12 protein-coding genes are annotated in these 13,629 nt (G+C 59.2%); 10 read left to right on the top strand and 2 right to left on the bottom strand.

Going from position 1 to position 13,629, the window contains the following annotated elements:
• Positions 1–49 precede the first annotated feature (49 nt).
• The 6 genes from ACWXTG_RS12690 to ACWXTG_RS12665 all read left to right on the top strand — a co-directional run bounded on the left by ACWXTG_RS12690 (position 50) and on the right by ACWXTG_RS12665 (position 5,876).
• On the top strand, positions 50–343 hold the full coding sequence (locus tag ACWXTG_RS12690; RefSeq protein ID WP_480220084.1) for a toxin: 294 nt from the start codon (positions 50–52) through the stop codon (positions 341–343).
• Positions 330–641 carry a CopG family antitoxin gene (locus tag ACWXTG_RS12685; RefSeq protein ID WP_480220083.1) on the top strand — a complete coding sequence of 104 codons (312 nt, stop codon included), beginning with the start codon at positions 330–332 and terminating at the stop codon, positions 639–641. Before ACWXTG_RS12690 ends, ACWXTG_RS12685 begins: the two co-directional genes overlap by 14 nt.
• Before the next feature lie 89 nt (positions 642–730).
• On the top strand, positions 731–1,477 hold the full coding sequence (locus ACWXTG_RS12680) for an endonuclease NucS domain-containing protein (protein ID WP_309564231.1): 747 nt from the start codon (positions 731–733) through the stop codon (positions 1,475–1,477).
• A 239-nt stretch (positions 1,478–1,716) separates the two neighbouring features.
• Positions 1,717–4,041, top strand: coding sequence for an FdhF/YdeP family oxidoreductase (locus tag ACWXTG_RS12675; protein ID WP_480220082.1), 2,325 nt, complete (start codon positions 1,717–1,719; stop codon positions 4,039–4,041).
• The gene (locus ACWXTG_RS12670; RefSeq protein WP_480220081.1) at positions 4,031–4,342 is read left to right on the top strand and encodes a hypothetical protein; all 312 of its coding nucleotides are present in this window, start codon (positions 4,031–4,033) and stop codon (positions 4,340–4,342) included. The genes ACWXTG_RS12675 and ACWXTG_RS12670 overlap by 11 nt, the downstream gene beginning before the upstream one ends.
• 103 nt (positions 4,343–4,445) lie before the next feature.
• Positions 4,446–5,876, top strand: a complete 1,431-nt coding sequence (locus ACWXTG_RS12665) for an aminotransferase-like domain-containing protein (RefSeq protein ID WP_480220080.1) — start codon at positions 4,446–4,448, stop codon at positions 5,874–5,876.
• A gap of 83 nt (positions 5,877–5,959) precedes the next feature.
• Here ACWXTG_RS12665 and ACWXTG_RS12660 read toward each other — a convergent pair whose 3' ends face one another.
• A complete protein-coding gene (locus tag ACWXTG_RS12660) occupies positions 5,960–6,163 on the bottom strand; it encodes a CstA-like transporter-associated (seleno)protein (RefSeq protein WP_407994601.1) in 204 nt (67 codons plus the stop codon).
• Positions 6,163–8,232, bottom strand: a complete 2,070-nt coding sequence (locus ACWXTG_RS12655; RefSeq protein WP_480220079.1) for a carbon starvation CstA family protein — start codon at positions 8,230–8,232, stop codon at positions 6,163–6,165. Before ACWXTG_RS12655 ends, ACWXTG_RS12660 begins: the two co-directional genes overlap by 1 nt.
• A 153-nt stretch (positions 8,233–8,385) precedes the next feature.
• On the opposite strand from ACWXTG_RS12655, the gene ACWXTG_RS12650 reads away from it, so the two are divergent.
• From ACWXTG_RS12650 to ACWXTG_RS12635, 4 genes are all read left to right on the top strand, one after another.
• Positions 8,386–8,694, top strand: coding sequence for a hypothetical protein (locus ACWXTG_RS12650; protein WP_309564225.1), 309 nt, complete (start codon positions 8,386–8,388; stop codon positions 8,692–8,694).
• 128 nt (positions 8,695–8,822) lie between these two features.
• Positions 8,823–10,568 (top strand): ABC transporter transmembrane domain-containing protein, encoded by a 1,746-nt coding sequence (locus ACWXTG_RS12645; RefSeq protein ID WP_480220078.1) that lies wholly within the window; start codon positions 8,823–8,825, stop codon positions 10,566–10,568.
• A gap of 454 nt (positions 10,569–11,022) precedes the next feature.
• Positions 11,023–11,835, top strand: coding sequence for a formate/nitrite transporter family protein (locus ACWXTG_RS12640; RefSeq protein WP_309564223.1), 813 nt, complete (start codon positions 11,023–11,025; stop codon positions 11,833–11,835).
• Positions 11,836–11,889: 54 nt separating this feature from the next.
• On the top strand, positions 11,890–13,614 hold the full coding sequence (locus tag ACWXTG_RS12635) for a bifunctional protein-serine/threonine kinase/phosphatase (protein WP_480220077.1): 1,725 nt from the start codon (positions 11,890–11,892) through the stop codon (positions 13,612–13,614).
• The last annotated feature ends 15 nt before the right edge of the window (positions 13,615–13,629 follow it).

Below are 13,629 nucleotides of genomic sequence, written 5' to 3'. Positions count from 1 at the left end.
CTGAATTCCTATAGGTGACATTAGGCACACACCAATATAGAATAACTTCATGAAACCATTTCGCTGGAGTCATGATAAAAATGAGGCTCTGAAAATTGAGCGCAGCATTTCTTTCGAGGAAATTGTGCTGGCAATCGAGGCTGATGGGGTATTGGATCAATTACGCCACCCAAACCTGGAAAAATATTCCAACCAGTCCATTCTGGTCGTAGCGCTTGATGGTTACGTTTACTTGGTGCCCTATGTCGAAGAAACCGATTATTTTTTTCTGAAAACCGTGATCCCCAGCAGGAAGGCGACCCGCGATTATTTACAAAGGAACGATCCCAGTGAAAAAACTTGATACATACGAGGAAGAACTTTTGGCGGCCTATGATAAGGGTGAACTCAAGTCAAACTCACCCTCACAGGCGGATCTGTCAAAATTCAAGGCAGCGGCCACCGCCACCTTCCTCAAGGATCGCCGAATCAACATCCGCCTCTCCACTCCCGACCTAATGGATATTCAGGCCCGCGCACTGGAGGAAGGTATCCCCTATCAGACATTTATTGCCAGCGTGCTGCATAAATACGCCTCTGGCCGCTTGGTTGAGAAAGCATCAAACCTGAGCCCTCGCTCAACCAAACGGCGGCCTAGTTAAGGCTCTAAATGGATATAAACTAAAGGGCCTCGAAAAGGAAAGCACCTATAAATGTGTGGAGCCCATTGCAATTACGGAGAATATTCTAAGTGGCCGCATTGAACGAAAAACCCGTCCGCCTATTGATGCATGACATGATTTCATCCATGGGAATCCTACCGGGACAATCCTTCACGCGTGAACAGGCCGTGCAGTGGTTCGCGGAGCACTATCCAAATGTAAAGCCTGGAACTGTAGCTGCCCATTTGATTCGCCTGTCCACAAATGCGCAAACCCGCCTGCAGTACAGTGCAAGAGCAGACGGATCGGATGATAAATTCTTCAAAATCGATAGCTCACACTTTAGGTTGTACGAACCTGGCCGCGACCCTACTCCGATTTCTGTGCTCAGCCCCATCATTGAAGAGCCCTTTCCAGAAACCTCTCATGGTTCTGACGAATTCGCCTATGAACACGACCTGCGGGACTACCTTGCCAAGAATCTACATATTATTGAACCATCGCTTAAGCTCTACAACGACGAAGGTATTACAGGAGTTGAGTTTCCTGTCGGCGGCCGCTTTATCGACATACTCGCCATTGATCAGACTGGAAATTATGTCGTCATTGAATTAAAAGTCTCGAAAGGTTATGACCGTGTAGTTGGGCAGATTCTGAGATACATCAGTTGGATCAAAAGGAACCATGCCGAACCTGGGCAAAACGTGAGAGGAATCATTATTGCAAAGCAGATTAGTGAAGACTTGCGCCTCGCATGCTCAGAGACTCCTTCTATAGACCTCTATGAGTACGCATTATCCGTCTCAGTCCAACCCGTTTTACGTTTAGACCAATAACACTCACCCCACTTACCAAGCCCACCTATCTATCCAAGACTCGCAAACACTTCCCCATCAGCAACTATGCGCTCTTCGCGCAAGTTAAGTCCCAAACTGTACCCTAAAAATTCCCCCGTTTCTGTATCTGGTTTCCTTCCGTTTGCTCCCTTACGATTGTTGCAATCGTCATTGTGTATTCATAGCGTCGGCCCGCCTTCGCGGATACCGGCCTGATTTTTGAACAAACGTAGGAAGATATGTCGCACCCTAAAGCCGCCATCAAGCCTTACCACCACCCCGCCGCAGGCTGGGGGGCACTGAAGCAAGTCGCCGCGCAGCTCGCGCTGCAGAAGATCCCCGTGAAGGGCGTCATGACCCTGCTTTCGCAGAACCAGCCTGACGGCTTCGACTGCCCTGGTTGCGCCTGGCCGGACAAGGAGCACACATCCACCTTCGAATTCTGCGAGAACGGCGTCAAGGCCGTGGCGGCTGAAGCAACCGCCAAGCGCGTGCCGCCGGAGTTCTTCGCCAAGCACACAGTCACCGAGCTGATGGAGTGGAGCGATTTCGACCTGGAAAACGAGGGCCGCCTCACCCACCCGATGCGCTACAACCCAGCCACCGACAAGTATGAGGAAGTATCCTGGGACGGCGCTTTCGAGCTGATGGCCGAACACCTAAATGCGCTTGCCGACCCGAACGAGGCGATTTTCTATACCTCGGGCCGCGCCAGCAACGAGGCAGCCTTCCTCTACCAATTGTTCGTGCGCGAGTTCGGCACCAACAATTTCCCTGACTGCTCCAACCTCTGCCACGAATCCACCAGCATGGCCTTGCCTCCCACCGTGGGCATCGGCAAGGGTTCGGTGACGCTGCATGACTTCGAGCATGCCGACACCTTGCTGATTTTCGGCCAAAATCCTGCCACCAACCACCCGCGCATGCTGGGCGAGCTGCGCGAGGCCGCCAAGCGCGGCGCGCGCATCGTGGCGATCAACCCATTGAAGGAACGCGGCCTGGAGCGCTTCGCCGACCCGCAAAGCCCGTTCGACATGTTGTCGTTCAAAGGCAGCAAGATCAGCGACATGTTCATCCAGCCCAAGCTGGGCGGCGACCTGGCGCTGATCAAGGGCATGATCAAGTTCGTGATCCAGTGGGACGACGAAGCGATCAAGAACGGCTCCGAGCGTGTGGTGGACGTGGAGTTCGTCCAGCAGCACACCAACGGTTTCGAGGCCATCGCCGAGGACGCACGCCAGGAAAGCTGGGACCTGATCGTGGAGGAGTCCGGCGTGCCATTGGAACAGATCGAGGAAGTGGCCCGCATCTATGCTACCGGCGACCGCGTGATCTCGACCTGGGGCATGGGCATCACCCAGCACAAGCATGGCGTCGCCACGATCCAGACCCTGGTCAACCTGATGCTGCTGCGCGGCAATATCGGCAAGGAAGGCGCAGGCCTGTGCCCGGTGCGCGGCCACAGCAACGTACAGGGCAACCGCACCGTGGGTATCTATGAAAAGATGCCGCTGGCCTTCCTGGAAAGCCTTGAGCGCGTATTTGACATCAAGGTGCCGAAAGAACCTGGCTACGATGCCGTATCCGCCATCCAGGCGATGATAGACGGCAAGGCCAAGTTCTTCTTTGCCCTCGGCGGCAACTTCTCGATCGCCACGCCCGATACCGACCGCACATGGGAAGGCCTGCGCAATTGCGACCTGACCGCCCACGTCACCACCAAGCTCAACCGCAGCCACCTGGTGCACGGCAAGGAAGCCTTGATATTGCCGTGCCTGGGCCGCACCGAGATCGACACCCAGGAAACCGGCCCGCAAGGCGTGACCGTGGAAGACTCCATGAGCATGGTGCATATCTCCTACGGCATGAACAAGCCGGCCTCGCCGCACCTGCTGTCCGAGCCCGCCATCGTCGCGCGCCTGGCCCATGCCACGCTCAAGCACAGCAAGACGCCGTGGCTGGAATACATCAAGGACTACAGCAAGATTCGCGACGCCATCGAACAGACCCTGCCAGCCGCGTTCAAAGACTACAACGAGCGCATCAAGCACCCGGGCGGCTTCCGCCTGCCGGTGCCATCCAGCGACCGCGTCTGGATCACACCTTCCGGCAAGGCCGAGTTCACTTTGCAGGAAATCCCGCGCAACTCGCCTATCCACCAGGCGCGCGAGCAATATGGCGACCGGATGTTCGTGCTCATGACCACGCGCTCCCATGACCAGTACAACACCACCATCTACGGCATGGACGATCGCTACCGCGGCGTATTCGGCCAGCGCCGCGTCGTGTTCATGAACCCGGAAGACATCAAGCGCATGGGCCTCAAGGCCGGCGACTGGGTCAACCTGATCAGCGTCTGGCAGGACGGCATCACCCGCCGCGCCGACAACTTCCTGGTGGTGTCCTACGACATCCCGCAAGGCTGCCTGGGCGGCTACTACCCGGAAACCAACAACCTGGTGCCCCTGGAAAGCGTGGCCGACTTCTCGCATACGCCTACCTCCAAGTCGATCCCGGTGATTATCGAGAAGACGGCAGAACAGAAGGTATCCAATGCTGCTTGACCGGGACTGCGCAGAGCAGGAAACAGGCGACTCTGCCTCAGACCATGCCCAGCTCGACCAAAGCGCGGTGCTGATGCTGGGCATCCTGGAGCTCCTGCATGCCGAGCATGAGGAAGGCCGCGCCCGCGTGCCGCTGGCCGCGATCTGCAAACGCCTGGGCATCCGCATGAGCACGTTGCAGCGCCTGATGACCGCCTTGGGCGAGCAAGAGCTTGTCGTCGTCTCCACCGAGAAAGAGCGCCTGGTCGCCGCGCTGACGGCAGGCGGAGAGGAAATCTCGCAGGCTCTGCAGGCCGCTTAATCCGGCCGATCTCCAGCCCACACCCGGCAAAAACTCCGGCCGCGCCAGCGCTTGGCTGGAGTACAATGGCAGGCATCAAGGACTCGACCCCTGCCCCGCCAACATGAAGCTTTATGTCTCGTTTGCTGCCCGCATACGCGCGATGATCGATGAAGGCGTATTGCGGCCCGGCGACAAGATTTTCTCGGTGCGGCAAGCGAGCCAGAAATACGGCCTGAGCATCAGTACCGTCCTGCGCGGCTATCTGCTGCTGGAACAGGAAGGCATCATCAGCAGCCATCCCCAATCCGGCTACTACGTCACGCCGCGCAAGCGCCTGCAGCAACGCAACCCGTCGCCGCTGTCCAAGGACATCGACCTGTCCGAGGTCGATGCGAGCAAGCTGGTGCTTACCACGCTCAAGTCCATCCGCGAGTTCGGCACCGTGCCGCTGGGCTCGCCCTTCCCGGACCCGCAACTATTCCCGCTCAAGAAGATCCACCAGTACGAAAAAGCCCTGACCGACGATGAAGGCGAATGGGGCGTACTGAGCGACCTGCCGCCCGGCAACGAAATGCTGCGCCAGCAGATTGCACGCCGCTACCTGGCTAACGGCATGGACGTTTCGCCCGACGACATCGTCATCACCCACGGCGCTACCGAGGCCATTACGCTGTGCCTGCAGGCCGTCGCCAAGGCCGGCGACGTCATTGCGCTGGAATCCCCGGGCTATTACGCCTTGGCCCATACCGTGGAGCGCCTGGGCATGCAGGTGGCCGAGCTGCGTACCGACCCGGATTCCGGCATCGACCTGGATGCATTGCGCGCCACCACCGACAATGTGCGCATTGCCGCCGTGGTGCTCACCGCCAACTTCCAGAACCCGCTGGGCTTCGTCATGCCGGACCAAAAGAAGCAGGCACTGGTGGAATTCCTCGAAGACCGGCAGATTCCGCTGATCGAGGATGACGTCTACGGCGAGCTGTACTTCAGCGAAACGGCGCCCAGGCCTGCCAAGGCGTTCGACCGCTCCGGGCTGGTGCTGCATTGCTCGTCGTTCTCGAAATCCCTGGCGCCGGGCTACCGCGTCGGCTGGACCGTGGCCGGGCGCTACCGGCAGGAAGTAGAGCGCCTGATGTTCCTCAACAGCCTGTCGCTACCCTCCGCGCCGCAGATCGCGATTGCGAAATTCATGCAGCGCGACAGCTTCGAACAGCACCTCAAGCAATTGCGGCATACCCTGCGCTCGCAGTATGTGCTGATCCGCAATGTGATAGAGGAAAGCTTCCCCGCCGGCACGCAGCTTTCGGAGCCCAAAGGGGGATATGTGATCTGGGTCAGGCTGCCCGCGCAACTGGATGCGCTCATGCTCTACCGCGCCGCCATCGACAACGGCATCACCGTCGCGCCGGGAACGATCTTCTCGCGCAAGAAAGACCTGACCCACTATATCCGGCTCAATTTCAGCCACTTATGGACATTGGCGATAGAACAGGCGGTCAGGGAGGTGGGCGCATTGGCCTGCGGGATGCTAGCAACCGGCAGGCATGATTAAGAGCAACTGACCAAACGCAATGCCGTACCACGTCACTACACCTTTGGCAGGTTTTGCTGCGCCTAGCGCTAGGTTGCCAGCCGTCAGCAACAGCGTTTGACGCCATCCCATTTCTGCTGCTGCCAAGCTTTGAAGAATTCTTCCCTGGTAAGGGGCGGCCCCTGGTGGCCGTGCCGTTCCTGGTTGGCGGCGTACAGCGACAAATAGCGTTCATAAGCATCATCTCCCGACACCTGGCGCAGGAAGCGCCAGGCCCGGTCAACCGCTTGCTGGCATGCCTGCCACATCAATCGCGCACCCAGGCAGTATCCAGCTTGGTCTGGATATAAGCCGACTCGACGGAAGGACGTACCGGCTTGCCGCTCAGGCTGCGGTAACTCACGCGCAGCATGTCGACGATCACGATCCATAGCACCGCCACGAAAAACAAGGTCAGCACCGCATCAAGCTGCTGGTTGAATATCAGCTGCGGCGCCACGGCAGCCTTCTCGGGAGGCAGTACTCCCGCTGCGAGCTTTGCCGACATATCGTTGGCCGCCGCTATGAAGCCGACGCGGACGTCCGTACTGGTGATCTTTTCCCAGGCGGCCGTGGTGGTGACCACCACCAGCCAGCCCAGCGGCAAGCCGGTCACCCAAGCATACTTGAGCTTGCCGGACTTGATGAGGATGCCCGTGCCTACCGACAACGCGATCGCCGCCAGCATCTGGTTGGAAATGCCGAACAACGGCCAGAGGATATTCACCCCGCCGTTCGGGTCGATCACGCCGATGTAGAGGAAATAGCCCCAGCCTGCCACGACAATGGCACTGGTGAGCAATACCGATGGATACCAAGAAGTCTGGCCGATCCTGGGCCAGAAATTACCCAGCATGTCCTGCAGCATGAACCGGCCCACGCGGGTGCCGGCATCCAGCGTCGTGAGGATGAAGATCGCCTCGAACATGATGGCGAAGTGGTACCAGAGCGCGAGCAAGTGCTCGCCGAACGCGCTGCCGAAGATGCTGGCCATGCCTACCGCGAGCGAAGGCGCGCCGCCGGTACGGGCGAACAAGGTCGATTCCCCCATCTGGCGCGCCAGGGTTTCCATCTGCTCCACCGTGACAGGAAAACCCCAGCTGGATATGACCGCCACGGCATCTGCCGCTTCCTTGCCCACCAGGCCGGCCGGACTGTTGATCGCGAAGAAAACGCCTGGGTCGAGCACCGTTGCCGCGATCATCGCCATGATCGCGACGAACGACTCCAGCAGCATGGCGCCATAGCCTATCATGCGGATATCCGACTCGTTGGCGATCAGCTTGGGCGTGGTGCCTGAAGCGATCAAGGCATGAAAGCCGGATACCGCGCCGCAGGCGATGGTGATGAAGACGAACGGGAACAAGGCCCCGCCGAAAATCGGCCCGCTGCCGTCGATGAACTGGGTCAATGCGGGCATCTTCACCTCGGGCTGCAGTAGGATGATGGCCACCGCCAGCAGGAAAATGGTGCCCAGCTTCATGAAAGTGGAAAGGTAATCGCGCGGCGCCAGCAACAGCCAGACCGGCAGAATGGCAGCGGCAAAGCCATAGGCGATCACCCACCAGGCCAGCGTGAGCCCGTCGTGGTTGAACAGGCTGCCCAGGTAGGGATGGTGGTCGATATAGCCGCCGCCGAACACCGAGAGCAGCAGCAACACTACACCGAGCACCGAGGCCTCCAGCACGCGCCCGGGCCTGATCAGTCGCATGTAGATGCCGACGATCATCGCGATCGGTATCGTGGCCGCCACAGTCGAGGTCGCCCAGGGGCTATGCTTCATGGCATTGACCACCACCAGCCCGAGCACCGCAATCAGGATCACCATGATGGTGAAAGTCCCCACCAGCGCGGCAAAACCGCCGATCGGCCCCAGCTCCTCACGCGCCATCTGGCCCAGGCTGCGGCCGTTGCGCCGCGTCGACAGGAACAGGGTCACCATGTCCTGCACCGCGCCGCCCAGCACCGCGCCCACCAATATCCATAGAGTGCCAGGCAGGTAACCAAACTGCGCCGCCAGCGTCGGCCCGACCAGCGGACCCGGGCCTGCGATCGCGGCGAAATGATGGCCGAACACCACCCACTTGTTGGTCGGCACATAATCGCGGCCGTTATCCAGGCGTTCCGCCGGCGTCGCCCGGCTGGCATCCACCATCAGGACACGGGCGGCAATCCAGGCCGCATAGAAGCGGTAGGCGATCGCGAACACACAGACCGCCGCCGCCACGAACCACAAGGCGTTGATGCTTTCGCCGCGATGCAGGGCGATCCCTCCCACCGCAGAGGCCCCGACGACGGCGACCAGAAGCCAGATCAAGTATTGCAAGGTTTTATTCATTTAGGTTTATGATGTATCCCAATAATGCCCGCCAGTATAAAACCAAATCCGCAGGCTGAGCGCATGAACAGATTCTGAAAAACCGGCCGGAACAGATATTGCTAGCATATATTCTGCGGTCTGCATCCAAACCAACAATATTGAGAGATAAGCATGAAATTCACCTGTATCAGCTTTCTGACCTTGCTGGCCTTGAGCCTGCCTGTAATAGCGGCACCGGACGACGCGCCGCCGATCGAAACCACGACCGCGAACGGCGACAAGATATTGCTGCATCCCAACGGCAAGTGGGAATATGTGGACAAGGTGAAAAAGGCCGAAGCGGATAAGGTCGCCAAGCAATACCCGGAAAACCAGGGCTGTCCTCCCGGCACCCAGGGCGGCTTGTTGGGCCTCGGCCGCTGCATCCCCCCTGGAGACAAGGATTTCAACCGCGGCTCCATGAGTGGCAAAGGCCGCTGAATCCGAACCCGGGTAGCCCATCTGTTGGCTGCCCACTCGCCCTAACCTTGCGCAGTATTGTATGCTAGACATTCAATGCCCCAGCCCAAGCGAGGTTCATCCTGCAAGCCCCAAGCCGTCCTTTACGATTGTTCAGCGAGCTTTGGCCGTTATTGCGGCCATACCGCTGGCAAATCCTGCTCGCATTCTGTTTGCTCAGCCTGGCTTCCGCCATCCTGCTGCTGGTGCCCTGGGCGTTTCGCGACCTGATCGACCAAGGGTTCAGCACGGATTCCGCCACCACGCAGAGCGTGCAGGACATCAACCGGCATTTCGTTTTTATCTGCGGCCTGGTGATTGCCTGGGCCTTGATCGTGGCGTGCCGCTATTTCATCGTTTCCTGGATAGGCGAGCGCGTCACCGCCGACCTGCGATCTCTAGTGTATGAGCGAGTGCTCACCCAGTCGCCGCAATTCTTCGAGACCTTGCAGACGGGCGAGGTGCTGTCCCGCCTGACCGCGGACACCACCTTGATCCAGACCGTCGTCGGCAGCTCAATCTCCCTGGGCCTGCGCAGCCTATTCCAGTTCATCGGCGGCATGGTCATGCTCGCGGTCACGAGTTGGTACCTATTCAGCCTCAATCTCGGACTCATGCTGTTGCTGACGCTGCCGATCATGCTGATTGGCAGATCGGTAAAGAAACTGTCGCGGGAATCCCAGGACCGCATTGCAGACAGCTCGGCCATGGCCGGGGAGATACTCAATGCCATGCCGACAGTGCAATCCTTCGCCCAGGAACCCCGCGAAAACCAGCGTTTCCGGCACAGCGTGGAAACCAGCTTCAAGGCAGCCGTCCGCCGCATCCGGGTGCGTGCCTTCCTGGCCGCGTTCGTCATTGCCGGCATCAGTGCCGCCATCATCTTCGTCTTATGGCTAGGGGCGCACCAGGTCACGCAAGGCGAGCTCTCAGGCGGCGAACTTGCCTCTTTCATTCTCTATGCGGCGCTGGTTGCAGGCAGCGTCAGCACCATCGCCGAGGTATGGGGGGACATCATGCGCGCAGCCGGGGCGACAGAGCGCCTGCTCGAACTGCTGAACAGCGAGCCCGCGATCCGCAACCCGGCAACGCCAATGGCGCTGGGCACCACCAGCACGGCGAGCGTCAAGTTCGAGAAAGTGAGTTTTTACTATCCGGCGAAACCTGCCCAGGCAGCGCTTGCCCAAATCTCGCTTGAGGTCGATGCAGGCGAAACCGTCGCCCTGGTAGGGCCGTCGGGCGCGGGCAAGACCACCCTATTCCAGCTCCTGCTGCGCTTTTACGATATCCACGACGGCGCCATCAGCATCAATGGCCAGGACATCCGCAGCCTATCGCTCAGCACATTGAGAAGCATGATTGCCATCGTGCCGCAGGACCCGGTGATCTTTTCAGCGAATGCGCTTGAGAACATTCGCTACGGCAGGCCTGACGCCAGCGATGACGAGATAAAGCGCGCCGCCCGGGCGGCGCAGGCCCATGAATTCATCGAGCGGTTGCCGGAGGGATACTCGACCTTCCTGGGGGAGCGCGGTACGCGGCTGTCCGGCGGACAGCGCCAACGCATCGCCATCGCCCGCGCCATTCTCAAGAACGCGCCTATCCTGTTGCTCGATGAAGCGACCAGCGCCCTGGACGCGGAATCGGAAACCCTGGTGCAGCAAGGCCTGGATTCGGCCATGCGCGGCAGGACCACCCTGGTGATCGCCCACCGCCTTGCCACCATCCAGAATGCCGACCGCGTCGCGGTGCTGGAGCACGGCCGCATCGTCGAAACCGGCACGCCGAATGAATTGCGGCAGCAATCCGGGCTCTATAGCCGTCTCGCCAAGCTTCAACTGGATATCAAGCCCTGACCATGCACCGCAATAAAGCACCCATTACGCAAATGCACTACAAGCGTGCAATTTCCCGCTATTAATTTGAAGACTCATCGCAAAACCATATGCTCCGCATGCGGATAGTAAAATTAGAAGCACAAAACAATATTCAGCCTCTATCGCAGGTCCTGGAAAACTTGTCCAAGCCATCATATGCACGGCATTCGACGCAACATGTGCACCACAGGCAGGCATAGACAATAAGCTGCTATCCTCGCACCGCATCCGCCCTATCATGTCAGCCCGGCATATTTTTTGCTGGCCTTATGTCTGGATACGCTATGGGGCTGCGCCATCGAAGGCGCGGTTCATTCCAGCGTAGCGCAATATCCGCAAATTGATATGAGGACAACGGCGTCCACTTCAGGTATCCCTGGCTCAGGGGTATCGGGAGTGGGCGCTTTTTTATTTTTCAAAGAGGTGCAATGCAATGGCTTATCTCCTACCTTCAGAGTTCGTGACCAAAATGGTCGATGCCGGCGAGTCGAAGATATTCATGTCGACCCGCGATACCGTGATCCGGGCCTATATGGCCGGCGCCATACTGGCGCTGGCCGCCGTGTTTGCCGTCACGGCCTCGGTCCAGACCGGCTATCCGCTGATCGGCGCCATCCTGTTTCCGGTAGGATTCGTCATGCTCTACCTGCTGGGCTTCGACCTGCTCACCGGCGTGTTCGTGCTCACGCCACTGGCCCTGATCGACAAACGCCCGGGCGTCACAATCAAAGGCATTTTGCGCAACTGGGGGCTGGTATTCGTCGGCAATTTCCTCGGCGCGTTCACGGTGGCGGTGTTCATGGCCATCGTCTTTACCTATGGTTTCGCAGCCGAGCCGGACAAGGTGGGCACCATCATCGCCGGCATAGGCGAGAAACGCACGTTGGGCTATGCCGAGTTTGGCGCAGCCGGCATGCTGACGGTATTCATTCGCGCCGTCATGTGCAACTGGATGGTATCCACCGGAGTGGTTGGCGCCATGATCTCCACCAGCGTTTCCGGCAAGGTGATTGCGATGTGGATGCCCATCATGGTGTTCTTCGCGATGGGCTTCGAGCACTCCATTGTCAACATGTTCCTCTTTCCTTCCGCCCTCATCATGGGCGGCAATTTCTCCATCATGGATTACCTGATCTGGAACGAACTGCCAGTCGTGCTCGGCAACCTGGTCGGGGGATTGGCGTTCACCGGGCTCACCCTGTATTCCACCCACGTCAGGACAGCGCCGAAACGCAGCATTGGTTGATATAGCGACGGGCTACGGCGCTCTTCATCGAGGCCGTAGTCCCAACACATCCGCATGAACAATACGCTCACTATTTCCCTCGGCCAGCATTCCGACCGGGGACGCAAGGACATCAACCAGGATTTCCATGGCGCCTGCATCCCGCAAGGCCACCAGCTCATTACCAAGGGCATCGTGGTCGCGTTGGCCGACGGCATCAGCAGCAGCGCCGTCAGCCAGGTCGCCAGCGAATCCGTGATCCGGAACCTGCTCAGCGACTATTACTGCACCTCCGATGCGTGGAGCGTCAAGCATGCCGTGCAGTGCGTATTGAGCGCGGTCAATTCCTGGCTGCATGCCCAGACCCGGCGCAGCCAATACCGCTATGACAGTGACAAGGGCTATGTCTGCACGCTCAGCGCCCTGGTGGTCAAATCCGGCCAGGCCCACCTCTTTCATATCGGCGACACGCGCATCTACAGGCTCAGCGGCCAAGCGCTCGAACAGCTCACCGAGGATCACAGGGTCGCCGTCAATGCAGAGCAGAGCTACCTGAGCCGGGCATTGGGCATAGGCCCGCAGGTCGAGATCGACTACCTGTGCATGCCGGTGGAGGAAGGGGACATCTTCGTGCTGGCCTCGGACGGCGTGTACGAACATACGGACGCGCAATGCGTCGCCACCGCCATCGCCAGCAACGCGAATGACCTAGACGCCGTTGCGAGGCGGATCGTGGAAGAGGCCCTTGAACGCGGCAGCCGGGACAACCTGACGATACAGATTGTCAGGATAGACCGCCTTGACCAGCATCGGCCCGGCCTGCTCTTGCAGTCCCCGAGCCTGCCAGCGCCCTTGCTGGAAGCACGGATGGATTTCGACGGTTACCATATCGTCAGGGAACTGCACCACAGCCACCGCAGCCACCTCTACCTGGCGATCGACAGCGATACCGGCCAGCAGGTTGCGCTCAAGACGCTATCTACCGACCTGAGTGCAAACGCGGCGCAGCTGAACCGCTTCGCGCTCGAAGAATGGGTGGCGCGGCGCATCAACAGCGCGCACGTGCTGAAACCGTGCCAGCGCGGACGCAAACCCCGTTATCTGTATGTCGCCATGGAGTTCATCGAAGGCATTACCCTCGCGCAATGGATGAGGGACAACCCCAGGCCGGGCCTGGAAACGGTGCGCGGTATCATTGAGCAGGTTGCCAAGGGCCTGCAGGCTTTTCATCGCGCCGAGATGCTGCACCGGGATTTGCGGCCGGAAAACATCATGATAGACCGGCATGGCGTCGTCAAAATCATCGACTTCGGCGCAGTCTGGGTCGCAGGCCTTGAGGAGTGCAATGCGCCGGAAACCCTTCCATTTCCGGGCGCCGTTCAGTACATGGCGCCCGAATACTTCCTCGGCGATGCCGGTTCGCCGCTTTCAGACCAGTTCTCCCTGGGCGTCATCGCCTACCAGATGCTCACAGGCAAGCTGCCCTACGGCGCCCAGGCCGCCAGAATCAAGACCCGCGCGCAACTGCAGCGCCTGTCCTATATTTCCGCGATCGACGGGCACAGCGGCATTCCCTCATGGATAGACGACGCGCTGGCGAGAGCAGTGCACCCGGAGGCGGAAAAACGCTACCCTGTCTTGTCGGAATTCACCCATGACCTGAGACATCCCAACCGACAATTCCTCGACAGGCACAATGGCGGGCTAGTGGAGAAGAATCCTCTCCTGTTCTGGAAGACGACCAGCCTGCTATTATTGCTGCTCGTCGTCGTCCTGCTCTACATCATCAAACTCTCCTGACCCTGCATGCATCCA

Source organism: Methylobacillus sp. DLP286, assembly GCF_056636515.1.
The sequence above is the reverse complement of the archived record's forward strand: the minus strand, read 5'-3'. Positions and strand labels throughout refer to the sequence as shown.

Coding starts and splice junctions, on each gene's coding strand:
- ACWXTG_RS12690 (WP_480220084.1), top strand. CDS start 50: ATGAAACCATTTCGCTGGAGTCATGATAAAAATGAGGCTCTGAAAATT.
- ACWXTG_RS12675 (WP_480220082.1), top strand. CDS start 1,717: ATGTCGCACCCTAAAGCCGCCATCAAGCCTTACCACCACCCCGCCGCA.
- ACWXTG_RS12670 (WP_480220081.1), top strand. CDS start 4,031: ATGCTGCTTGACCGGGACTGCGCAGAGCAGGAAACAGGCGACTCTGCC.
- ACWXTG_RS12665 (WP_480220080.1), top strand. CDS start 4,446: ATGAAGCTTTATGTCTCGTTTGCTGCCCGCATACGCGCGATGATCGAT.
- ACWXTG_RS12660 (WP_407994601.1), bottom strand. CDS start 6,163: ATGTGGCAGGCATGCCAGCAAGCGGTTGACCGGGCCTGGCGCTTCCTG.
- ACWXTG_RS12655 (WP_480220079.1), bottom strand. CDS start 8,232: ATGAATAAAACCTTGCAATACTTGATCTGGCTTCTGGTCGCCGTCGTC.
- ACWXTG_RS12650 (WP_309564225.1), top strand. CDS start 8,386: ATGAAATTCACCTGTATCAGCTTTCTGACCTTGCTGGCCTTGAGCCTG.
- ACWXTG_RS12640 (WP_309564223.1), top strand. CDS start 11,023: ATGGCTTATCTCCTACCTTCAGAGTTCGTGACCAAAATGGTCGATGCC.
- ACWXTG_RS12635 (WP_480220077.1), top strand. CDS start 11,890: ATGAACAATACGCTCACTATTTCCCTCGGCCAGCATTCCGACCGGGGA.